The organism is Serratia sp. CY52157, from assembly GCF_052168495.1.
GTDB classification, from domain to species: domain Bacteria; phylum Pseudomonadota; class Gammaproteobacteria; order Enterobacterales; family Enterobacteriaceae; genus Serratia; species Serratia ureilytica.
This window is the reverse complement of the sequence record NZ_JBJNMO010000005.1, coordinates 101,382-122,800: the sequence shown is the minus strand read 5'-3', so window position 1 is coordinate 122,800 and position 21,419 is coordinate 101,382. Positions and strand designations below refer to the sequence as shown.

The window sequence follows — 21,419 nt, the reverse complement described above, 5'->3', positions numbered from 1 at the left end:
AAGCAAACCGGCGGCGGGCTGCAGGGGGCCCGCCGCACCAATCATCGTTGAAAGCATAATAACAAGGTGATGGCGATGGCGATAAAAACACGATTGAAGGTGATGATTTTCCTGCAGTTCTTTATCTGGGGCGCCTGGCTGGTGACGCTGGGCTCCTATATGATCAACACGCTGCATTTCAGCGGCATGCAGGTGGGAATGGTTTACAGCGCCAAGGGGATCGCGGCGCTGATCATGCCGGGCCTGGCGGGCATCATCGCCGACCGTTGGATGAGGGCCAACTACCTGTATGCGCTTTGCCACCTGCTCGGGGCGCTGGCGCTGTACTGTGCGGCGCAGGTTGAGCAACCGATGCTGATGTTCTGGGTAATGCTGTTCAACGCCATGGTCTATATGCCGACCATCGCGCTCTCCAACGCCATTTCCTATTTTTGCCTGGAGAAGCACGGCTTTGACACGGTAAAGGACTTTCCGCCGGTGCGGGTGTACGGCACCGTGGGATTCATTCTGGCAATGTGGCTGGTCGGTTTCAGCCAAATCGAGCTCAGTAATCTGCAGCTGTATCTGGCTTCTGCGGCGTCGCTGCTGCTGTCCGCCTATTCGCTGACGCTGCCGCGCTGCCCGACCAACCGCGCGGCCGAGTCGAAGCGCTGGGTGAGCGTGCTGGGGCTGGATGCGCTGGTGCTGTTTCGCCAGCGGCGCATGGCGCTGTTTTTCCTGTTCGCCATGTTGCTCGGCGCGGCGCTGCAGATAACCAACACCTTCGGCAACCCGTTCCTGCACGATCTGTCGCTCAATCCGCTATATCAGGACAGCCTCAGCGTCCGGTATCCGGCGGTGCTGCTGTCGCTGTCGCAGATCTCTGAAGTGTTCTTTATCCTCACCATTCCCTTTTTCCTGCGCCGTTACGGCATCAAGCAGGTGATGCTGATCAGTATGGCGGCCTGGACGCTGCGTTTCCTGTTCTTGGCCTACGGCACGCCGGTCGGTTTTGGTTTCGTGCTGCTGCTGTTGTCGATGATCGTTTACGGTTGCGCGTTCGACTTCTTTAATATTTCCGGCGCCATTTTCGTCGAGAAGGAGGCCGATCACCGCATCCGCGCCAGCGCGCAGGGGCTATTCATGACCATGGTCAACGGTCTGGGCGCCTATGTGGGGGCGCTCGCCAGCGGCGAAGTGGTGGATTTCTTCAGCCATGACGGCGTGAAAGACTGGCAGAGCATCTGGCTGGTGTTTGCGCTGTATACGCTGGTGCTGGGGATTGTGTTCGCGTTGAGCTTCAACTATCGCCACTCGCCGCAGGAGAGTGCGGCGGCGGCGCAGTAAGGCTTAGGGCGCTGGATGGTGGCGCCCTGAAACGTCAGGCCTGCGGGAAGCGTTGTTGCAGTTGATGCCGGTCCGGCGGATTGGCGGCGCCGAGGCTGGCCGCCACGCAGGCGGCGACCCGGTTGGCCAGATCGACCGCCCGCGGCAGCGGCCAGCCGGCGGACAGCCCCGCCAGCAAACCGGCGCAGTGGGCATCGCCCGCGCCGATGGTATCGATGACGTCCACCGGATAGGCGGGAACGTGCAGCGGCGGCGTGCGGCCGTCGCAGATCCAGGCGCCGTCGCGATCCAGGCGGCAGATCAGCGTCAGGTTACGGGCGGCGGCATAGCGCTGCGCGGCATCCACGGCGTCGCCGGCGCCGCACAGCGCGGCCACTTCGTCGCGGTTGAGCGTCAGCAGGGTGTGGCTGTCGCTGAGCATGGCGAAGAAATCTTCGCTGAGCTGGGCGATGCGCGGGCCGGGATCGATCAGACGCGGTTGGTCGAACGGCATGCGCGTCAGCCACTCACGCAGCGCTTCGCCGTTTTCGCCCGCCAGCTCGTAGCCGCTGGCGTAGATCAGGGTGTGTTCCGTCAGCGGCAGCGTGGCCAGCTGCGCTTTATTCCATTGGCTTTCGCAACCGGAAACCGTGATGAAGGTGCGTTCGCCGTTCGGCTCCACCAGCGCCAGGCACCAGCCATTGTCCATCTGGCCGTGGCGCAACAGCACCTCCAGCCCCAGTTCGCCCATGGCGGCTTCGATCGCCGCGCCCCATTCGCCGTTGCCGACCGGCATACCGTTGATCACCGGCACTTCAAGGCGCGTCAGCGCGCGCGCCACGTTGAACGCGCAACCGCCGATTTGCCGCGCCTGCGGCTGGGCTTCGATATCTTCGCCGCTGGTCGGCAGGCGCGGCAGCGTCATCACCAGATCGCCGACCGCGCCCCCTATCACCAGGACAGGCGTTACAGCTTCCCACTCATTCATTGATGTTCTCTGCGTTGGGTCAGGTACAGACCGTAAGCGATCAGACTAACCGCAAACGACACAAACAGCCCCAGGCTGGAGTCGGCAAACAAGCCTTTAGCCAGCGGGCCGTCGATAAAACCGGTTTTGGTGACCAGCAGGCCGCACAGGGCGCCGAGGAACCAGCAGAACAGCGGGGCTTTGCGCACGCCGCGGTTCTGGCCATGCAGACCGTACAAAGCGTTGCCATCATACCCGTGGCGGCGGCGCAGGCACAGGTAATCGAGCAGGAAAATCGCCTCCCAGGCCGCCAGGAACACCCCGCAGAACACCAGGAAGGAGATGAACGGCCCCATAAAATCGCCGGAGATGAACAGCACATACAGGGCGATACCCAGCACCACCACGGCGTCGATCGATACCGCCAACCACTGTTTGACCTGCACGCCGATGGTCAGCAGGTTAAGGCTGGCGGAATACAGGCTGAGCACCGCGATGGTGACGATGCCGGCGGTGGCGGCCAGCAGATAAGGGATCGCCATCCAGGCGGGCAGCACTGAGCCTATCAGCGCGATGGGATTGGCGGCGTTGGCCAGATCGGGCAGCTGCACGGAAAGCAGAATGCCGGCCAGCATCAGCAGCATCAGCGGCAAACAGGCGCCGCCCATCACCGCGGCGAAAATGCTTTTGCTCGACGAATTCGGGCTTTGATAGCGGCTGTAATCGGCGCCGGCGATCGCCCAACTGATGCCGGTACCGGCGGCGATCACCGAGACCGCCGGCAGGAAGCCGGTCAGCCAGCTGCCGGAAGGCAGCGCCAGCACCTGGCTCCACTCGGTGTTGAACAGGATATAGAGCACCACGATCAGCGTCATGGTGCCGAAGATGCGGCTGAACCAGCTTTGCATCCAGACTACGGTATTCTGCCCCAGCAGGCTGACGACGATAGTGAGCCCGGCGAACAGCAACAGGCTGAGCGCGGTCAGCAGATGGCTGGCCCCCAGCCCGAAGGCCTCGAACAGCGCCGCCAGCGTCAGGGTGCCGGTGATCACGTTGACCGCTTCCCAGCCCATCAGATTGATCCAACTGAACAGGGTAGGCGCCACGTTGCCCTTCAGTCCGAAAATCACTCGCGACAGCGTCAGCGTAGAGGTGCGCCCGCGCTTGCCGGCGAAGCTGGTGAGGCCAACCAGCACGAAGCTGGCGACGCCGAACAAGGCGGCGAGCACCGATTGCAGGAAGGATAAGCCGAAGCCGACGATGATGGCGCCATACACCACGCCGAGAATGCCGATATTGGCTGCAGACCAGATCCAAAACAGCTCGATGGGCCGCCCGGTCTGTTCCGCATCCGGCACCCGGTCGATACCGGTGCTCTCTACCTTCCATGCTTCATTGCGATTGATATCGGTCATAGCAATTGATCCCTGTTGCGCAGGGCCTTGAGGGCCGCCGCAGTTAACTGAAAAGCGATTTTGTTGGCGCTGCGGCCGCCGCCTCGGATGAGGCTTGCCGACCGCACGGCGCCAATGAGTGTAGACAAAGAGTGGGTCTGCAGCGGAGTTTGGAAGAGAGAGAACGTTTTTATTTGCAGGCATCAGTCCGTTTCACCCGGCGCAAGGGGGATCGCGCGAGGGGATGATGAGCCGTGAGCAAGCTATCCATTAGCACCGTTGCTTATTATTTGTCATTTGTAGTGGCGTCTTGGGCAACGTGACCCATCGGGTACGGCGAGAAGCGGGCAATTCATCCCAAAGGGTCGCCCATCCGCTTCAGCGAACGGGATGCGGACAGCGTATGCCCGCTGCCTGACCATCAGGTGCGTCCTGTCTGGTCGGCAGCGGATTTTTAGTTGTTTTAAAGGTGGATCCCTGGTGTTGGTGCCATTGATGTTTCAACATCAATAAGCACAGATTACGCGCGATCTAGATCCAATGAAAGTCCATTGAATAAAAATTGTGATGTCCCTCTGAAAACATTAGCAATATTTTAGTTATGGTGAGAGGCTTTATCGCCGGATCGGCGATAGGAGAAAGCGAAGTTTGGGCATAGGGCGGAACAAGAGGGCGGGCGAATGACGGATTTTATGGCCTGGCTGCGTGAACATCTGGCGCAGGGGGCGGCGGCGCCGCGCTATATTCAGCTGGCGACGGCGATAGAAACCGCGATCAGGCAGCAGGTGCTGGCGGCGGAGGCATTTCTGCCGCCGGAGCGGCACATGGCGGAAGGTTTGGCGCTGTCGCGCGTCACCGTCAGCAAGGCGATGAAACTGCTGGAGGAGAAGGGGCTGATTTCGCGGCAGCAGGGCGTTGGCACCCGCGTGGCGATGCGTATCGGCTATTCCCTCGATAAGGACAGCGGTTTTACCGCTCAGGCGCTGCGTCACGGCAGCAGCGTCAGCAACCGATGGCTGCTGCGCGCACGGGTCGGCGCGCCGGCCAAGGCCGCGGCGGCGCTGGGGATCGCGGAAGGGGATGAGGTGGTCAAACTGCGGCGTTTACGCTTGCTGAACGGCAGCCCGGTCTCGCTGGAAACCACCTATATTCCGCTGCGCTTCCTGCCTGAACCGGCGCAGCTGGAGCATTCGCTGTATGCGTTATGGCAATCGCGCGGCATCGTGCCTGAAGATAAACACTTTTTGTTGAAGGCGGTGTCCTGCAGCGGCGAGGTCGCCGAGCTGCTCAACGTACCGTGCGGCGCGCCGTTGTTGCACATCATCCAAACCAGCCGCAACGCCCGGGGCGAGGCGCTGGAGTTCAGCGATATCTTGTGCCGCAGCGACGTTTATGAATTCGAGGTGAATGGTTAGCGAAATAACCATGCTCTTTTTGCCACTAGTGCGTATAATCGCCGCCCGGCGATTAATTAACCTGTAAAAAGAGCAGCAGAATGAGCACCACCAGCCTGATCCAACCCGATCGTGAACTGTTTTCTTATAAGCCTTATTGGGCGGAATGTTATGGCACCGCGCCGTTTTTACCGATGTCGCGAGCAGAGATGGATCAACTGGGTTGGGACAGCTGCGACGTGATCATCATCAGCGGCGACGCCTATGTCGATCACCCGAGCTTCGGCATGGCGATCATCGGCCGCATGCTGGAAGCGCAGGGCTTCCGCGTCGGCATCATCGCGCAGCCGGATTGGAGCAACAAAGAAGACTTCATGCGGTTGGGGAAACCGAATCTGTTCTTCGGCATCACCGCCGGCAACATGGATTCGATGATCAACCGCTATACCGCCGATCGCAAACTGCGCCACGACGACGCCTACACCGCCGGCAACGTCGGTGGCAAGCGCCCGGATCGCGCCACCCTGGTCTACAGCCAGCGCTGCAAAGAAGCCTATAAAGACGTGCCGATCGTGCTGGGCGGCATTGAAGCCAGCCTGCGTCGCATCGCCCACTACGACTATTGGTCGGATACCGTGCGCCGCTCGGTGCTGGTGGACTCCAAAGCCGACATGCTGATCTACGGCAACGGCGAACGCCCGCTGGTGGAAGTGGCGCACCGTCTGGCCGCCGGCGAGAAGATCGGCGATATCCACGATATTCGCAATACCGCGGTGATGCGTAAAGAAGCGCTGCCGGGCTGGAGCGGCGTGGATTCCACCCGCCTCGACAAGCCGGGCCGCATCGAACCTATCCCGAACCCGTACGGCGAGGATCTGCCGTGCGCCGACGGCGCCAAACCGAAGGAGCCGGAAGCCAAGCCTGTCACGGTGCGCGCCGCCAAACCGAAGCCGTGGGAGAAGACCTACGTGCTGCTGCCGTCCTTCGAGAAAGTGAAGGGCGACAAGGTGCTGTATGCGCACACCTCGCGCATTTTGCACCATGAAACCAACCCCGGCTGCGCCCGCGCGCTGATGCAAAAACACGGCGATCGCTACGTGTGGATCAACCCGCCGGCGATCCCGCTGACCACGCCGGAGATGGACAGCGTCTTCGCCCTGCCTTACCAGCGCGTGCCGCACCCGTCCTACGGTCAGGAGCGCATTCCTGCCTACGACATGATCCGCTTCTCGGTGAACATCATGCGCGGTTGCTACGGCGGCTGTTCGTTCTGTTCGATCACCGAGCACGAAGGGCGCATCATCCAGAGCCGTTCGGAAGATTCGATCGTTCGCGAAATCGAAGAGATCCGCGACAAAGTGCCGGGCTTTACCGGCGTGATCTCCGATCTGGGCGGCCCGACCGCCAACATGTACATGCTGCGCTGCACCAACCCGCGCGCCGAGCAGACCTGCCGCCGCGCCTCGTGCGTGTATCCGGAGATCTGCACTTATATGGATACCAACCACGAGCCGACCATCAAGCTTTACCGCCGCGCGCGTTCGCTGGAGGGCATCAAGAAGATCCTGATCGCCTCCGGGGTACGTTACGATCTGGCGGTGGAAGATCCGCGCTATATCAAGGAACTGGCGACCCACCACGTCGGCGGCTACCTGAAGATCGCGCCGGAGCACACCGAAGAAGGCCCGCTGTCGAAAATGATGAAACCGGGCATGGGCAGCTACGATCGCTTCAAACAGCTGTTTGATCACTATTCGAAGCAGGCGGGCAAAGAGCAGTACCTGATCCCGTACTTCATCTCTTCGCACCCGGGCACCCGCGATGAAGACATGGTGAACCTGGCGCTGTGGCTGAAGAAGAACCGTTTCCGCCTCGATCAGGTGCAGAACTTCTATCCTTCGCCGATGGCCAACTCCACCACCATGTATTACAGCGGCAAAAACCCGCTGAGCAAGGTGGGGTACAAGAGTGAAGACGTGGTGGTGCCGCGCGGCGAGCGCCAGCGTCGCCTGCATAAGGCGCTGCTGCGTTACCACGATCCGGCCAACTGGGCGCTGATCCGCACCGCGCTGGAAGAGATGGGGCTGAAGCACCTGATCGGCAGCCGCCGCGAGTGTCTGGTGCCGGCGCCGAGCATCGACGAGCAGCGCGAAGCGAAACGGCTGCAGCGCCACACCCGACCGGCGTTGACCAAGCATACCGACATCAATCGGCAGCGCACGCCGTCCAACCGGCCACCGCGCAAACCGATTCGCAAGGCCAAGCCGTAACGACGAGGCCCGCGCGCAAACAAAAAGGAGAACCCTCGGGTTCTCCTTTTTACTTTGGCTAATTACAACCGTTCGTAAGCGGCTTCCACTTTCATCAAATGGCGCGGCGCCTGCGGGGCGGGATGGTATTTGCGCACGTGCCAGTTAAAGGCTTCCGGCGACAGGTTGTTAATCATCGCGATCGCCTGCTGGCGGTTGCTGGAGAAGGTGCGCAGCAGGGCCCCGGTGCCGTTGACGTAGGCGATGATGGTGGCGTAGCGCAGCGTGACGGGATTGGCGATCCCTTTAAGCTGTTGTTTTTGCAAGGTGGCCAGATAGGCGGCGCCGAGATCGATATTGGTGTCGGGATCCCGCAGGTCATCGTCGTCCGGACAGCCGCGTTTGCCTTTGTAGCGGTAGGCGTCGCAGCCGGCGGTATCGGCTTTCAGCTGCATCAGACCGATCGCATTGGATCTGCTCACTGCGGAAGGGTTGAAGCCGGACTCCACCTGGATCATGGCGGTGATCAGCTTGGCGTCCACGCCGTATTCGCTGGCGGCGTCTTGAATGGCGCTATCGAAGGCGTGGCGATCGTAGCTGACGCGCTGTTTCTTGCCGGCGCAACCCGCCAGCACCAGCATGATGCAAAGCATGCCCAGCCGTGACCCGTGTGAGAAAGAGAATTTCATGGTGCTCCGTGCTTGTCTGTTTTTTTAACGGCGTTAACCGGTGGCCGGAGCCTCCGGCGTCGTCATCATAACGTCAGGCGGCGCAAAGGAGCAATGTGCAGGAAGGAAAAGCCCCCTCCGGCGGGAGAGGGCTTGAGGGGGGTTACAGGGTATCCGGATCCGGCCCCAGGCGGTTGCCGACGTCCAGCTTGGCGATCTCGCCCAGTTCGTCCTTATCGAGTTTGAAATCAAACACCTCGAAGTTTTCGCGGATGCGCGACGGCGTGACCGATTTCGGGATCACGATAAGGCCGCTGTCCAGGTGCCAGCGCACCACGATCTGCGCCGGAGTCTTCTCGTATTTCTCGGCCAGCACCTTGATCAGCGGCTGGTCGAATACCCCTTCACCGCCCTGCGCCAGCGGGCTCCAGGATTCGGTGGCGATATGGTGCGTGGCGTTCCAGGCGCGCAGCTGGCGCTGTTGCAGCAACGGGTGCAGCTCGATCTGGTTGACGACCGGCGCCACGTTGGTTTCATCCAACAGACGCTGCAGGTGCGGCGTATGGAAGTTGCACACGCCGATGCTTTTCACCAGGCCTTGTTCGCGCAGTTTGATCAGCTCGCGCCAGGCGGAGACGTATTGATCCTGCTGCGGGCGCGGCCAGTGGATCAGATACAGATCCACGTAGTCCAGCTTGAGCTTTTCCAGACTGGTTTCCAGCGCCGCCAGCGGATCGCCCTGATCGTCGTTCCACAGCTTGGTGGTGATGAACAGGTCGCTGCGCGGCAGCGCGCTGGACTGCAGCGCGGCGCCGACGCCTTCCTCGTTCTTGTAGATCGCGGCGGTGTCGATGGAGCGGTAACCGATCTCCAGCGCTTTGCTGACCGCGCGGGTGGTCTCTTCAATACTCGCCTGCCAAACGCCGAGACCCAACTGCGGCATCAGATTACCATCGTGGAGTTTGATGATGGGTTGTTGCGTTGTCATGCGCATCTCCTTGTGTACGGATTGCGGCGCCTGCGGCACCGAAACGGCTATAGATAAATTCTAGTTGGCAAAATGGGCGGTTGCCGGGTTTGCCAGCCTAATTTCAGCGGTGGCGGGAGGGCGATTTTCTCCCCGCTCTCCCTGCGAATGAGCGGTAAGACGAAGGGTGCGAAACGAGCGGCGGCGCGCTGAGGCGCCCGACTGCGCCCGGCGATCGGCCGAGCGCAGAATGCGGCGAAAAATGGCTGGCGAAGACTAAAGCCTAGCAAAAAATCGCCGTTTTGCGATTAACGCGCCGCTTCATAAATGCGGCGGCTGACGTCCAGGGTGATGTCCTGATGCTCGCCCAGGGCGGTCATGCCGTGCTGCTGCAGCTTGTCGAGCAGCGCGGGAATGCTGCTGCCGTCGAGCTGATAATCCGCCATGCGGGTCGGCACGCCCATCTGCTCGAAGAAGGCGCGGGTGGCGGCGATCGCGTCGTCGATGCGGCTGTCTTCGCTGCCTTCGCGCAGGCCCCAGACGCGTTCAGCGTACTGCAGCAGCTTTTCGCGTTTCTGCGCTTTCTTCTCGTGCAGCAGCGCCGGCAGCACGATGGCCAGCGTTTGCGCGTGGTCGAGGTCGTGCATGGCGGTCAGCTCATGACCCAGCATGTGGGTCGCCCAGTCCTGCGGCACGCCGGCGCCGATCAGGCCGTTCAGCGCCATGGTGGCGCTCCACATCACGTTGGCGCGCACCGCATAGTTCTCCGGCTCGGCCAGCGCGCGCGGGCCGTCTTCCAGCAGGGTCAACAGCAGGCCTTCGGCGAAGCGATCCTGCACCTTGGCGTCGACCGGGTAGGTCAGATACTGTTCCAGGGTGTGTACGAAGGCGTCGACCACGCCGTTGGCTACCTGGCGCGGCGGCAGCGAGTAGGTCACCACCGGATCCAGCACGGCGAAGCGCGGCTGCACCAGCGGTGAGAAGAAGTGCTGCTTGTCGCCGCTGCTCTTCCGGGTGATCACCGCGCCGCTGTTGGATTCTGAACCGGTGGCCGGCAGCGTCAGCACGCAGCCCATCGGCACCGCGTCAGTGATGTGGCTGCCGACGGTTTGCAGAATATGCCAGGCATCGCTGTCGGCCGTATAACGAGCCGCGGCGGCGATGAACTTGGTGCCGTCAACCACCGAACCGCCGCCGACCGCCAGCAGGAAATCGATGTTTTCCGTTTTCACCACCTCGACCGCTTTCATCAGGGTTTCGTAGGTCGGGTTAGGTTCGATGCCGGAGAATTCCCGCACGTCGCGGCCGGCCAGCGCGCTATACACCTGGTCGAGCACGCCGTTTTTCTTCACGCTGCCGCCACCGTAGGTGATCAGAATGCGCGCGTCCGCCGGGATCTGGCCGGCCACTTCGGCGATTTGCTGCTTGCCGAACAGGATTTTGGTTGGGGTATGCAGAATGAAGTTTTGCATGGTTGATTTCTCTCTTTCTGTCAGGCGGGCGCCAAAGCGGCGCAAAGGTTTCTGGCCCGTATTGTCAGCAACCTGGCGGTAACGCACAATGCACATTCCTGTTTGGTTCTTGCCTATTTCTACAGATGACTGTAGAAATAGAGAGTTTTAAATTATGATTTATGCCGAATCGTTCTGACTGTAAGAGGGTGTTTCCGTGACTGAAATCGATGCGCTGCGCAGCCGCATGGCGCGCCAGGCGATGGCTATCGCCACCGGCAACGGCTATACGCCGTCACCGGTGCCGCGGGTAAAGATCCTGTATGTCGATCGCCACTGCCCGCGCCAGCCGGTGATGTACGAACCGGGGATCGTCATCATCTTTCAGGGGCACAAGGTCGGCTATTGCGGCAACAAGGTGTTCCAGTACGATCCGCGCAACTACCTGCTGATGACGGTGCCGCTGCCGTTCGAGTGCGAAACCTTCGCCAGCCCGGAGCTGCCGTTGGTTGGGTTGGCGGTCAATATCGATACCCAAATGCTGCAGGACTTGCTGATCGACATCGGCGACGACGACTACCTGATGCAGCCGCGCGCGGAGAGCAACGGCGTAAACCTGGCCGAGCTGACGGAAGAGCTGTTGTGCGCCACCGAACGTCTGTTGGACGTGATGGCCAAGCCGCTCGACGCTCGGGTGTTGGGGCCGCAGATCGTGCGCGAGATCCTCTACTACGTGCTGCGCGGCGCCTGCGGCGCGTCGCTGCAGGAGCTGGTCAACCGTCATACCCATTTCAGTCAGATCGCCAAGGCGCTGCGGCGCATAGAAAATCAGTATGCCGAGAGCCTCAACGTCGAGCAGTTGGCCGGCGAGGTCAACATGAGCGTGTCGGCGTTTCACCATAACTTCAAGGCGGTGACCAACACCTCGCCGCTGCAGTACGTGAAGTCGTACCGGCTGCACAAGGCGCGTTTGCTGATGGTGCATGACGGCCTGAAGGCCAGTACCGCGGCGATCCGCGTCGGCTACGAGAGCGCGTCGCAGTTCAGTCGTGAATTCAAACGCCTGTTTGGCGTCACGCCGGGGGATGAAGTCGCCCGGCTGCGCGACGCCAATCCGCTGATGCTGGAGGGGTGAGCCGCCGCCGGGCGGCGGGCTATGGGGTCAGCACGATCTTGCCGAACGGGCCGCGATCGAGGTGATCCAACGCCTGCGGCAGTTGATCGAGCCGGTATACCTGGTCGATCACCGGCTGCAGGTTGACGGCGTCCACGGCGCGCACCAGATCTTCCAGCGCGCGGCGGTGGCCGACGCCGATGCCCTGGATCTTCGCCGATTTCAGCAGCAGCAGGCCGGCGTGGGCGGTGATCTCGGCGCCCGCCAGCACGCCGATCACTGAGATGCGGCCGCCCACCGCCACGGCGCGCACCGAGTTGCCCAAATTCGGGCCGCCGACGGTATCGATCACATGGTCGATGCCGCGATCCTGCGTCAGCGCATAAATCGCCTCCACCCAATCGCCGTCCAGCCGGTTGATGCCATGATTGGCGCCCAATGCCAGGGCTCGCGCCAGCTTTTCATCGCTGCCGGAGGTGACATAGACCTCCGCGCCGTGGGCTTTGGCGATCTGCAGCGCGAACAGCGCCACGCCGCCGGTGCCTTGCACCAGTACCGTCTCGCCTGCATGCAGTTTGCCCTGTTCCACCAGCGCGAACCAGGCGGTCAGCCCGGCGCAAGGCAGGGTGCTGGCCTGCACGTCGTCCAGCGACGCCGGCGCCGCCACCAACCAGTCTTCATGCAAAATCACGTATTCCGCCAGCACGCCCTGATAGAAGCCGCCAAGGGTGTGGTAAGGCACCTGGCGCGCATTGCCGTACGGTTTTTGCCGGCCGTCGATCCAGCCGGGGCTAAAGGTAGAGATGACCCGGGCGCCGGGTTGGAAACGGCTGACGCCGGGTCCGACGGCGTCGACCTCGCCGGCCATGTCCGAGGCGGGGGTGAACGACTGCGGCAGCGTCAGCCCCATGCCGCTTTCAATCATCATTTTGTCGCGGTAGTTGAGCGCTACCGCCTTCACTTTCACTCTGATCTCGCGCGGCCCCGGCTGCGGGATCGCGTCGGTGGTCAGCTGCAGGTGTTCACGCCCCAGGGCGTCCATCGTCCAGCGTTGCATCGTGTCGGTCATGATGTTCTCCAAAGTCTGCGATTAACGACCTGTCGATAATATCGTTGATGAAGGTTCGCCAGTGGCGATAAGATTTCCGCAGATTGTTTCTTTTAGAGCGACAAACCATGAGCGATCGATTGAGCGGCATTTCGGTATTCGTCACCGCCGTGGAGGCGGGCAGTTTTGCGTTGGCGGCCAGTCGGCTGCACCTGTCGCGCTCGGCGGTGGGGAAAACGATCGCCCGGCTGGAACAGCGGCTGGGCGTGCGGCTGTTTCATCGCACCACCCGCAGCCAGAGCCTGACCGACGATGGCGCGTTGTTCTATGAGCGTTGCCTGCGGGCGCTGGAGGAGATCCGCGGCGCGGAAACGCTGCTGGAGTCGGGCAAGCGGCAGGTCAGTGGCCGGCTGCGGGTATCGATGCCGGTGTTGTTTGGCCGCATGTGCATCGCGCCGCTGCTGACCGAGCTGACGCGTGAGCATCCCGGCCTGGAGCTGGAGCTGTCGTTCAGCGCTCGGGTGGTGGATCTGATTGAGGACGGCTTCGATATGGCGATCCGCAACGGCACGCTGGCCAACAGCAATGGGCTGGTGGCGCGGCGCATCGGCGATCACCGCATGACGCTGTGCGCCTCGCCGGCCTATCTGCAGCGGTGCGGCGAACCGCACAGCATTGAGCAACTGGCCCAGCACGAGGCGGTGACCTATATGCGCGCCGGCGCGCGGCGCAGCTGGCGGGTGCTGGACGAGAACGGCGAGCCGCAGGAAGTGATGCCGAATAACCGATTGCAGATGGACGATTTGCAGGCGATTGCGGATGCGGCGACGGCCGGGTTCGGCATAGCCTGGCTGCCGTGTTGGCTGGTGCGTGAGCAGCTGTTGAGCGGGGCGCTGGTGCGCCTGCTGCGCGATCGGCCCGGCGCCGCCTTTGAAGCGCATGCGGTGTGGCCGCACACGCCTCACCTGCCGCTGAAGGTGCGGCTGGCGGTGGATACGCTGGTGAGCAAGTTGCCGCCTCGCCTGGCGTTGGTCGAGAAAGCGCTGTAGCGCGCCGGGATCAGGAAGAGGAAGCGCGTTTTTTACGCCAGACCACCAGCATGGCGCCGAGCAGGCCGACGAACAGCAGCAGCAGCGGCAGCAGCATCAGGCCGGTCATCACCTGGCTTTCGTGGCGTTTCACCAGCGGAATTTGGCTGAAAGCGTAGCCGAGGCCGACCAGCGCGCAGACCCAGATCGCTGCGCTCAGCCAGTTGAAAACCTGGAAGCGCGAGCTGTTGAGCCCGGAAATGCCGGCCATGGTCGGCAGCAGCGTACGCACGAAGCCGAGGAAGCGGCCGATCAGCAGCGCCGTCAGCCCGTGGCGGTTGAACAGGTTATGCGCGCGCTGATGGTATTGCGCCGGCAGTTGCAGCAGCCAGCCTTTCACCAGGCTGGTGTGGCCCAGCCAGCGGCCCTGGATATAGCTCAGCCAGCAGCCGAGGCCGGCGGCGGCGGTCAGAATCAACAGGGTGGGGGCAAAGCCCATCACGCCTTTGGCGATCAGCGCGCCCGACAGCAACAGCAGGCTATCACCGGGGAGGAAGGAGGCGGGCAGCAGTCCGTTTTCCAAAAACAAGGTGGTGAAAAGTACGGCGTAAACCACCCAAATCACGCTGGGATCGGCGAGGGCGATGAAGTCCTGCTGCCAAAGCGCATGAATAATCTCTCGTAATACATCCATTTTATGTCCTGTTGCATGCCGGTTGCGCCCGGGGTCACGTTCTCCAGGATGCGGCGGTTACCGTATCTGACAGTTACCCGGTTAGTGTACCGCTAATAGCTTAAGCCGACATTAAACGAGACGAAGAAAATTACCGGAATCCGCCTTAGCGCACGCCGTTGAGGCGATCGAAGCCGGCCGCCAGATCGGCGATCAGGTCTTCGACGTTCTCCAGACCGATATGCAACCGCACCAGCGTGCCGGAAAAATCGACGCCGCCCGCCGGGCGGATCGCTTCCAGTTCTTCCGGCTGATTGGCCAGGATCAGCGACTCGAAGCCGCCCCAGGAGTAGGCCATGCTGAAGTGGCTGAAGTTGTCCAGGTAAGCGGCCAGCTGCGCCTCATCCAGCCGCTCTTTCAGCACGAAAGAGAACAGCCCGTTGCAGCCGCTGAAGTCGCGGCGGTAGAACGCGTGGCCCTTGCAGCTGGGCAGGGCCGGGTGATTGACCGTCGCCACCTCCGGCCGTTCGGCCAGCCAGTTGGCGACCTCAATGCTGCTGCGTTCGTGCTGCTTGAGCCGCACGCTCAGGGTGCGCAGGCCGCGGCTCGCCATGTAGGCGGTGTCGGCATCCACCATCTGCCCCATTAGATAGGAGTACTCGCGCAGTTGCTCCCAACAGCGCGCGTTGGCGACGGCGGTGCCGAGCATGTAATCGGAATGGCCGATCAGGTATTTGGTGCCGGCCTGAATGGAAATGTCGATGTCGAAATCCAGCGCCTTGAACAGCACGCCCGCCGCCCAGGTGTTGTCTATCATGATCACCACGTCCGGCGCCACGGCGCGAATGGCCTGCACCATCGCCGGGATATCCTGCACTTCCAGGGTGATGGAGCCGGGGGACTCAAGGAACACCACGCGGGTATTGGGTTGGATAAGCGTGGCGATGTCGGCGCCGATCAGCGGATCGAAATAGGTGGTGCTGACGTTCATGCGGCTGAGGATGTGGGTGCAGAAGTCCTGGGTCGGTTCATACGCTGAGCCGGTGACCAGCAGGTGATCGCCGGCGCCGACGAACGACAGGATCGCATTGGCCACCGCCGCCGCGCCGCAGGGGTACAGCACGCAGCCGGCGCCGCCCTCCAGCTCCACCATCGCATCCTGCAGCGCGAAGTGGGTCAGCGTGCCGCGTCGGCCATAAAACAGCTCGCCGTGGGCGCGTTGCGCGGTGGCCTGTTTTTTGGCGGCGACGGAGTCGAAGACCAGGGAAGAGGCGCGTTGAGTCACGGGGTTGACGGAGCCCTGGGTATAGCGTTTGCCGCGGCCGGCGCCGATCAGCGTGGTTTCGATGTGTTTTGACGTCATGGTACCTGGCTCACCTCTGGTTGCTCTGCACTGCCCGTTTGCGATAGCCCTTACGTTAGCATGAGTTATTATAGCCATCCAGACGTTTTAACTTCTGGATATAGAAACGGCTATAATTGGCTGCCGCCCGCGCATTTTTCGCGTCATCCTTCTGCCGAGCGGCCAGAGAGAAGCCCATTCATCGGTCGAGACGCCGTTCGGCAGCGTGGAGTTGTTGCGCCGTTGTGGGAGAAAAGTAACGAAATCGCCCTATAAAAGGGGCTTTTAGCGGTGAACGGGCGTGGATTGGCGTTTGGTTGCGGAGGTGTCTAAAATTTTCTCGTTTATTTGGTAAATAATAATGAGAACTACTATCAATCCCCGGTTGGTTTGATATGATCGCACGCTGAATTATTCCTTAATTTTGATCGGTAATGGGTGGAGGCACAGCGTGAAAACGGCTGGCAAGAATTTAAATCAAGGATCGTTCGGCCAGGGCCGGGCGCAGTGGGGCAAGGCCTTTGGCCGCAGCCTGATGGCTTCAATGGTGCTGGTCGTAGGGTTGGCCGGCAGCGCGCAGGCTGCGCCGGCGACCCATCCGGCCGTTGCCGAAAGCGTTGCGCCGGCCACCGCGCCTGCGCCTGCAGCCGCCGCGCCGGAAAGCATCACGCCGGTGAACCCGGCGCCCACGATCCAGCCACCGGAAACCCGCGGTATGGACTTGTCCATTTGGGGCATGTACCAGCACGCCGACGCGGTGGTGAAAGCGGTGATGATCGGCCTGGTGCTGGCGTCTATCGTGACCTGGACCATTCTGTTCGCCAAAGGCAGCGAACTGCTGCGCGCCAAGCGCCGTCTGCGCCGCGAGCAGTCGGCGCTGGCCGACGCGCGCTCGTTGGATGAAGCTTCCGAGCTGGCGCAAAATTTCTCCCCGGAGAGCGTCAGCGCGGTGCTGCTGAACGATGCGCAAAACGAGCTGGAGCTGTCCGCCGAGTCTGACGACAACAACGGCATCAAAGAGCGCACCGGTTTCCGCCTCGAGCGCCGCGTGGCGGCCTACAGCCGCAACATGGGCCGCGGCAACGGCTTTCTGGCCACCATCGGCGCCATCTCGCCGTTCGTCGGCCTGTTCGGTACCGTATGGGGCATCATGAACAGCTTCATCGGCATCGCCCATTCGCAGACCACCAACCTGGCGGTCGTGGCGCCGGGCATCGCCGAGGCGCTGCTGGCGACCGCAATGGGCCTGGTGGCGGCGATCCCGGCGGTCGTTATCTACAACATCTTCGCCCGCGTCATCAGCGGCCATCGCGCCCAGGTGGGCGACGTGGCGGCTCAGGTCTTGCTGCTGCAGGGCCGCGATCTGGATCTGGCCGCAACGGCGGAAGCCAAGCGCTCACAGCACGCACATCAACTGCGGGCGGGGTGAGTCATGGCGATGCGCTTAAATGAAGATCTGGACGACAGCGGCGAACTGCATGAAATCAACGTGACGCCGTTTATCGACGTCATGTTGGTGCTGTTGATCATCTTTATGGTGGCCGCGCCGCTGGCAACGGTAGATATCCGCGTCGATCTGCCGGCTTCTTCCGCCAAGCCGCAGCCGCGGCCGGAAAAACCGGTCTTCCTGTCGGTGAAGGCCGACAAGCAGCTCTACGTCGGCGATCAGCCGGTGAATGCCGATCAGCTGACCTCGGTGCTGGATCAACGCACTCAGGCGAACAAAGAAACCACCATCTTCTTCCAGGCGGACAAGAGCGTGGACTATGAAACGCTGATGAGCGTGATGGACACCCTGCGTAAAGCCGGTTACCTGAAAGTGGGGCTGGTGGGCATGGAAGGCGCCGCCAAGTAGCGGCAGCAAAACGATAAAGGGCGCTCAGGCGCCCTTTTTTTACGGCTAAAGAGCTGTCACGCCTTTGCCAACAAATCCCTGGAACCGGCATGGCGCCAGTGGATGCGGCCCGGCAGATACAGCGCGTTCTGTTCCAGCGGCCGCTCGTCGATAAGCGCGGTGACATTGTCGAAGCTATGTTGCGCCAGTGCTAGGCAGTCTTGCGCGACCGTGTCTATCTTCAGCGTCATGCAGTCGAACAGGTAGTGATCGTCGAAGCTGCACAGGTGAATGTCGCTCTCCATCAGCTGATGCTGAGTCAGATAACGCAATACGCCTTCCAGCAGGCCGCAGGCGGCGGTAAACAGCGCTTTGGGCGGACGCCCCAACTGTGCGCACAGCTGAGCGAACATCTCGTAACCTGAGCTGGGGTGATAGTTGCCGTTGATGATCCATTCCGGTTTGCACGTTACGCCGGCGCGCTCCAGGCCAAGCTGGAAGCCGGCCAGGCGATCGCGGGTCGGCGAAATGCGCGGCTGCCCGCCGAGAAAATAGATCTCATCCGGATGTTGGCGCGCGACCGTTTCCACCAGGTCGGAGGTCGAATTGACCGAATCGGTGATCACCAGCGGCAGTTCGGAGCCGGCGATCAGGCGATCCATCTGCACCACCGGCAGCCCGGCGTTGATCTTCTGGTATTCTGCGTCGTTCAACTGGCTGGAGGCGACGATCAAGCCGTCCACCTGCCGCTGTACCAGACTGTTCACCGCCATCATCTCCTGCGCCGGGTTTTCATCGGTGCAGGCGATCAACAGCTGCAGGCCGGCTTCGCGGCACAGCGTTTCCAGCTCGCGTGAAATCACCGCAAAGCCGTAGTTGGTCATCTCCGGCACCACCAGCCCCAGCGTGTGGCTGCGGTTGGAGCGCAGGGAGCGGGCGTGGATGCTGGGCTGATAATGGTGCTCGTGCGCCAGCGCCAGAATGCGGTCGCGGGTGTCGTCGGACACCCGGTATTCCTTGCTGCGGCCGTTCAGCACCAGGCTGGCGGTCGATTTCGACACCCCGGCCAGCGTGGCGATGTCACTGATGGTAATGCGTTTATTTTTTTTCACTGACGCCATCTGAAGTCATCGGAGGATGCGTCATTCTAGCATGCATGGCGTCAGCGGCCAGTATTCCAACGCCAGCGGCGCGTTTCCGGACAGCCGCAGTTGCGGCTCAATGGCCGGGAAGTAGCGCGCGCTCATCACGGCCTCGCCGCGGTTGATGAAGATCTCCACGCTGGAACGATCGAACAGCAGCTGCAGATGCGTGACCGGGCCGCGCCAGTAACGGTGCTCCGGCTGGCCGTCGGCCAGAGAAGCGCGCGTCAGCCGCAGCCTTTCGCCGTCCCAGTTCAGCGTCATGGCGTCGCCAAAGGCGGCGTTGAACGCGCCCTGTGGCGCCAACTGCAGCTCCGCGGCCCCCAGTGCGCAGGCGGGGGCGTCATCGGCTCGGCCCTGCCAGCATGTTCGTTCGCCGCGCAGCTGTTGCAGCTCGCGCGCCGGACGCTGCTGGAGGCGGCCATGCCGCAGCGACAGCTCGCGCGGGCAGGTCATGGTGTGGATCCAGCCGTAGCGGCGCGTCGGATGGGCTTCTTCATCTTGCTCGGGCACGCCCATCCAGCCGAACAGCAAGCGGCGGCCATCTTCCGCCAGCGTCGTCTGCGGCGCATAAAACTCGAAGCCGGCGTCCAGTTCGCGGAATTCGCCGTGACGGAAGGCCGCCTGGCGGTAATCCAGCTTGCCGATCAGATAACCGGCCTGATAGCGATTGAGGTAGCGTTCCGGCTGCGGCGTCAGCCCCTGCGGGCAGCAGATCAACACGTCGGCGTCGTCCAGCGAGAACAGATCCGGGCACTCCCACATGTAGCCGAATTCGCCTAAGCCGTTCAGGCCGGAACCGGCGATCTCGCCCAACGGTTGCCAGCCGCGCAGATCGGCGGAGCGCAGTAACAGCACCTTGCCGCGATCCTGCAAGTCCCGCGCGCCGAGCACCATGTACCACGCATTCTGATGACGCCACACTTTCGGATCGCGTACGTGCCCGCTGTAGCCCGCCGGCAGCGGCAGCACCGGCCCGAGTTTGCGGTACTCGCCCCGATCGCTTTCCTGAGCCAGGCACTGGTAAGCGGTGCGTGAGCCGTCGGGGAATTTCACGTTGCCGGTGTAGATCAGCGTGATTTTGTCTTCCGCCACCACCGCCGAGCCGGAGTAACAGCCGTGGCTGTCGTAACAGGCGCCCGGCGCCAGGGCGATCGGCTGATGCGCCCAACGCAGCAAGTCGGTCGACTGCCAATGTCCCCAGCACTTGTTGCGATGGTCGCAGCCCAGCGGATTCCATTGATAGAACAGATGATAAACGCCGTTGTGCTGAATGAAGCCGTTGGGATCGTTCAGCAGGCCAACGCTGGGCGCCAGATGCCAGGCCGGGCGGTGCGGATCGCGCAGCGCGAGTGGCAGGCCGTTCATGACCGCCCGCATTGCCTGTTTGATTAAGCTGAGTTCCTCCATCATTGCGCGTCCGTTTTATATTTCAGCAGCAGGGAGAGGGCGAAGGCGCTGCCAAACGCGATCGCCAGGCCGATGATATAGCTGACCAGCGAACTGGCCTGCACGATCGCCATGCCGGGGATCGCCGTCAGCCCGACCGCGTTCATGCCGACATGATTGGCCACCACCCAGGCGCCGCCGAGCGCGCCGCCCGCCAGCGCCGCCAGGAACGGTTTCACGAAGCGCAGGTTGATGCCGAACAGCGCCGCCTCGGTGATGCCGAGCATGGCGGAAAAGGCTGAAGGCACCGCGATGGCTTTGATTTTGGCATCGCGCGTTTTGAAATACACCGCCAGGCAGGCGCCGCCCTGAGCGATGTTGGCCATCGACCAAATCGGCAGCAGGAAGTTGACGCCGATGTTGGGGTTGCCGAGCAGCCCGGCCTCCACCGCGTGGAAGCTGTGATGGATGCCGGTGATGACAATGGCGGAATAGAGGCCGCCGAACAGCAGGCCGGCGAACCAACCGGCATGGGCGATCAGCGTGCTGAGCACGAAGGAGATGCCGTCGCCCAGCGCCCGGCCGGCGGGGCCGATAAACAGCAGGGCGACAAACCCGGAGATCACGACCGTCAGGAACGGCGTCAGGATCAAATCCAGCGCGTTGGGGATCACCTTGCGCAGGCGTTTTTCCAACAGGCTCATGAACCACACCGTCAGCAGCACCGGAAATACCGTGCCCTGATAGCCGATCATGGCGATCTCCAGACCGAAGAAGTTCATGGTATGGAACCCTTCGGCGACGCCCCAGGCGTTGGTCAGCGCCGGGTGCGTCAGAATGCCGCCGAGCGTGGCGCCCAGATAGGGGTTGCCGCCGAATTCGCGGGCGGCGGTGAAACCGATCAGAATCGGCAGGATAATGAACGCCGCCGAGCTGAACATGTTCAGCATCACGAACAGCGCGCTGTCGGCATCCGCCCAGCCATAGGTTTTCACCATGCCGAGCAGCCCCATCAGCAGGCCGGAGGCGACGATGGCCGGGATGATCGGCACGAAGATGTTCGACAGCAGGCGGGCGATGCGCTGCAGCGGGTTGAGCTTTTTCGCCGCGATATCGGCGGCTTCGGCCTTGCTGGATTCGCTGACGCCCGCCGCCTTGATGAATTCCGCATGCACCTTGTTGACCAGCCCGGTGCCGAAGATCACCTGGATCTGACCGGCGTTGCTGAAGCAGCCTTTGACGCCGTCCAGTTTGCCGATGGCCTCTTTGTCCACCTTGCTGTCGTCCACCAGCACCAGGCGCAGGCGCGTGGCGCAGTGGGCGGCGCTGGCGATGTTCTCTTTACCGCCGAGCAGCGGCAACAGCGCGTTGGCGGTTGCGGTAATGTCCATGTTGTCCCCTTGCTGAATTAAAATGCCGCCGCGCTCTGCGCGGCGGAAATACGTTCATCGATG

Annotated in this window: 18 protein-coding genes; 7 read left to right on the top strand and 11 right to left on the bottom strand. The window is 62.2% G+C overall.

All coding sequences use genetic code 11. The features are described from left to right. Window positions 1-75 precede the first annotated feature (75 nt). A complete protein-coding gene (locus ACJ8IP_RS17190) occupies window positions 76-1,326 on the top strand; it encodes a nucleoside permease (protein ID WP_033651349.1) in 1,251 nt (416 codons plus the stop codon). Window positions 1,327-1,360: 34 nt separating this feature from the next. Here the strand turns inward: ACJ8IP_RS17190 and ACJ8IP_RS17185 are convergent, their stop codons facing one another. Together ACJ8IP_RS17185 and ACJ8IP_RS17180 are read right to left on the bottom strand one after the other, a co-directional pair. Then, window positions 1,361-2,293 (bottom strand): PfkB family carbohydrate kinase, encoded by a 933-nt coding sequence (locus tag ACJ8IP_RS17185; protein WP_042785388.1) that lies wholly within the window; start codon window positions 2,291-2,293, stop codon window positions 1,361-1,363. Then, window positions 2,290-3,687, bottom strand: coding sequence for a purine-cytosine permease family protein (locus ACJ8IP_RS17180; protein WP_042785387.1), 1,398 nt, complete (start codon window positions 3,685-3,687; stop codon window positions 2,290-2,292). The genes ACJ8IP_RS17185 and ACJ8IP_RS17180 overlap by 4 nt, the downstream gene beginning before the upstream one ends. A 659-nt stretch (window positions 3,688-4,346) precedes the next feature. Here ACJ8IP_RS17180 and ACJ8IP_RS17175 point away from each other — a divergent pair. Further along, window positions 4,347-5,081 carry a GntR family transcriptional regulator gene (locus tag ACJ8IP_RS17175; RefSeq protein ID WP_033644622.1) on the top strand — a complete coding sequence of 245 codons (735 nt, stop codon included), beginning with the start codon at window positions 4,347-4,349 and terminating at the stop codon, window positions 5,079-5,081. Window positions 5,082-5,161: 80 nt separating this feature from the next. Further along, window positions 5,162-7,330, top strand: coding sequence for a YgiQ family radical SAM protein (locus tag ACJ8IP_RS17170; protein WP_033651302.1), 2,169 nt, complete (start codon window positions 5,162-5,164; stop codon window positions 7,328-7,330). A gap of 62 nt (window positions 7,331-7,392) precedes the next feature. Here ACJ8IP_RS17170 and ACJ8IP_RS17165 read toward each other — a convergent pair whose 3' ends face one another. The 3 genes from ACJ8IP_RS17165 to yqhD form a co-directional block, all read right to left on the bottom strand. Beyond that, window positions 7,393-7,998: a transglycosylase SLT domain-containing protein gene (locus ACJ8IP_RS17165; protein ID WP_033644624.1), complete on the bottom strand. Its 606-nt coding sequence runs from the start codon at window positions 7,996-7,998 to the stop codon at window positions 7,393-7,395. Between the two features lie 142 nt (window positions 7,999-8,140). Continuing rightward, entirely contained in the window at window positions 8,141-8,965 is an 825-nt protein-coding gene (gene dkgA, locus ACJ8IP_RS17160) for a 2,5-didehydrogluconate reductase DkgA (protein WP_042785384.1), read from the bottom strand. Window positions 8,966-9,252: 287 nt separating this feature from the next. After that, window positions 9,253-10,416 (bottom strand): alcohol dehydrogenase, encoded by a 1,164-nt coding sequence (gene yqhD / locus ACJ8IP_RS17155; RefSeq protein ID WP_033644626.1) that lies wholly within the window; start codon window positions 10,414-10,416, stop codon window positions 9,253-9,255. A 226-nt stretch (window positions 10,417-10,642) separates the two neighbouring features. On the opposite strand from yqhD, the gene ACJ8IP_RS17150 reads away from it, so the two are divergent. Next, window positions 10,643-11,530: an AraC family transcriptional regulator gene (locus ACJ8IP_RS17150; protein ID WP_202396379.1), complete on the top strand. Its 888-nt coding sequence runs from the start codon at window positions 10,643-10,645 to the stop codon at window positions 11,528-11,530. 19 nt (window positions 11,531-11,549) lie between these two features. Here the strand turns inward: ACJ8IP_RS17150 and ACJ8IP_RS17145 are convergent, their stop codons facing one another. Then, on the bottom strand, window positions 11,550-12,578 hold the full coding sequence (locus ACJ8IP_RS17145) for a zinc-dependent alcohol dehydrogenase family protein (RefSeq protein WP_198793301.1): 1,029 nt from the start codon (window positions 12,576-12,578) through the stop codon (window positions 11,550-11,552). 107 nt (window positions 12,579-12,685) lie between these two features. Between ACJ8IP_RS17145 and ACJ8IP_RS17140 the strand changes: the two genes are divergently transcribed. Further along, window positions 12,686-13,606 carry a LysR family transcriptional regulator gene (locus tag ACJ8IP_RS17140; protein ID WP_164106443.1) on the top strand — a complete coding sequence of 307 codons (921 nt, stop codon included), beginning with the start codon at window positions 12,686-12,688 and terminating at the stop codon, window positions 13,604-13,606. Between the two features lie 10 nt (window positions 13,607-13,616). Here ACJ8IP_RS17140 and ACJ8IP_RS17135 read toward each other — a convergent pair whose 3' ends face one another. Both ACJ8IP_RS17135 and metC read right to left on the bottom strand, forming a co-directional pair. Continuing rightward, the gene (locus ACJ8IP_RS17135) at window positions 13,617-14,279 is read right to left on the bottom strand and encodes a DedA family protein (protein ID WP_033644630.1); all 663 of its coding nucleotides are present in this window, start codon (window positions 14,277-14,279) and stop codon (window positions 13,617-13,619) included. A gap of 145 nt (window positions 14,280-14,424) precedes the next feature. Beyond that, window positions 14,425-15,621, bottom strand: a complete 1,197-nt coding sequence (gene metC / locus ACJ8IP_RS17130; RefSeq protein WP_164106441.1) for a cystathionine beta-lyase — start codon at window positions 15,619-15,621, stop codon at window positions 14,425-14,427. Window positions 15,622-16,051: 430 nt separating this feature from the next. Here metC and exbB point away from each other — a divergent pair, with 430 nt between their 5' ends. Together exbB and exbD are read left to right on the top strand one after the other, a co-directional pair. Beyond that, window positions 16,052-17,029 (top strand): tol-pal system-associated acyl-CoA thioesterase, encoded by a 978-nt coding sequence (gene exbB / locus ACJ8IP_RS17125; protein ID WP_080280861.1) that lies wholly within the window; start codon window positions 16,052-16,054, stop codon window positions 17,027-17,029. Between the two features lie 3 nt (window positions 17,030-17,032). Continuing rightward, window positions 17,033-17,455 carry a TonB system transport protein ExbD gene (gene exbD, locus ACJ8IP_RS17120; RefSeq protein WP_004937307.1) on the top strand — a complete coding sequence of 141 codons (423 nt, stop codon included), beginning with the start codon at window positions 17,033-17,035 and terminating at the stop codon, window positions 17,453-17,455. Window positions 17,456-17,511: 56 nt separating this feature from the next. Here the strand turns inward: exbD and ACJ8IP_RS17115 are convergent, their stop codons facing one another. From ACJ8IP_RS17115 to ACJ8IP_RS17105, 3 genes are read right to left on the bottom strand one after another with little or no spacing between them, the layout of a single operon-like run. After that, the gene (locus ACJ8IP_RS17115; RefSeq protein WP_164106439.1) at window positions 17,512-18,555 is read right to left on the bottom strand and encodes a LacI family DNA-binding transcriptional regulator; all 1,044 of its coding nucleotides are present in this window, start codon (window positions 18,553-18,555) and stop codon (window positions 17,512-17,514) included. A gap of 21 nt (window positions 18,556-18,576) precedes the next feature. Then, window positions 18,577-19,986 (bottom strand): sucrose-6-phosphate hydrolase, encoded by a 1,410-nt coding sequence (locus ACJ8IP_RS17110; protein WP_164106580.1) that lies wholly within the window; start codon window positions 19,984-19,986, stop codon window positions 18,577-18,579. Further along, window positions 19,986-21,356, bottom strand: coding sequence for a sucrose-specific PTS transporter subunit IIBC (locus ACJ8IP_RS17105; RefSeq protein WP_164106436.1), 1,371 nt, complete (start codon window positions 21,354-21,356; stop codon window positions 19,986-19,988). The genes ACJ8IP_RS17110 and ACJ8IP_RS17105 overlap by 1 nt, the downstream gene beginning before the upstream one ends. Between the last annotated feature and the right edge of the window lie 63 nt (window positions 21,357-21,419).

Excerpts from the sequence above, each read along its gene's own strand:
- ACJ8IP_RS17190 (WP_033651349.1), top strand. The coding sequence starts at position 76 with ATGGCGATAAAAACACGATTGAAGGTGATGATTTTCCTGCAGTTCTTT.
- ACJ8IP_RS17185 (WP_042785388.1), bottom strand. The coding sequence starts at position 2,293 with ATGAATGAGTGGGAAGCTGTAACGCCTGTCCTGGTGATAGGGGGCGCG.
- ACJ8IP_RS17180 (WP_042785387.1), bottom strand. The coding sequence starts at position 3,687 with ATGACCGATATCAATCGCAATGAAGCATGGAAGGTAGAGAGCACCGGT.
- ACJ8IP_RS17175 (WP_033644622.1), top strand. The coding sequence starts at position 4,347 with ATGACGGATTTTATGGCCTGGCTGCGTGAACATCTGGCGCAGGGGGCG.
- ACJ8IP_RS17170 (WP_033651302.1), top strand. The coding sequence starts at position 5,162 with ATGAGCACCACCAGCCTGATCCAACCCGATCGTGAACTGTTTTCTTAT.
- ACJ8IP_RS17165 (WP_033644624.1), bottom strand. The coding sequence starts at position 7,998 with ATGAAATTCTCTTTCTCACACGGGTCACGGCTGGGCATGCTTTGCATC.
- dkgA (WP_042785384.1), bottom strand. The coding sequence starts at position 8,965 with ATGACAACGCAACAACCCATCATCAAACTCCACGATGGTAATCTGATG.
- yqhD (WP_033644626.1), bottom strand. The coding sequence starts at position 10,416 with ATGCAAAACTTCATTCTGCATACCCCAACCAAAATCCTGTTCGGCAAG.
- ACJ8IP_RS17150 (WP_202396379.1), top strand. The coding sequence starts at position 10,643 with ATGGCGCGCCAGGCGATGGCTATCGCCACCGGCAACGGCTATACGCCG.
- ACJ8IP_RS17145 (WP_198793301.1), bottom strand. The coding sequence starts at position 12,578 with ATGACCGACACGATGCAACGCTGGACGATGGACGCCCTGGGGCGTGAA.
- ACJ8IP_RS17140 (WP_164106443.1), top strand. The coding sequence starts at position 12,686 with ATGAGCGATCGATTGAGCGGCATTTCGGTATTCGTCACCGCCGTGGAG.
- ACJ8IP_RS17135 (WP_033644630.1), bottom strand. The coding sequence starts at position 14,279 with ATGGATGTATTACGAGAGATTATTCATGCGCTTTGGCAGCAGGACTTC.
- metC (WP_164106441.1), bottom strand. The coding sequence starts at position 15,621 with ATGACGTCAAAACACATCGAAACCACGCTGATCGGCGCCGGCCGCGGC.
- exbD (WP_004937307.1), top strand. The coding sequence starts at position 17,033 with ATGGCGATGCGCTTAAATGAAGATCTGGACGACAGCGGCGAACTGCAT.
- ACJ8IP_RS17115 (WP_164106439.1), bottom strand. The coding sequence starts at position 18,555 with ATGGCGTCAGTGAAAAAAAATAAACGCATTACCATCAGTGACATCGCC.
- ACJ8IP_RS17110 (WP_164106580.1), bottom strand. The coding sequence starts at position 19,986 with ATGGAGGAACTCAGCTTAATCAAACAGGCAATGCGGGCGGTCATGAAC.
- ACJ8IP_RS17105 (WP_164106436.1), bottom strand. The coding sequence starts at position 21,356 with ATGGACATTACCGCAACCGCCAACGCGCTGTTGCCGCTGCTCGGCGGT.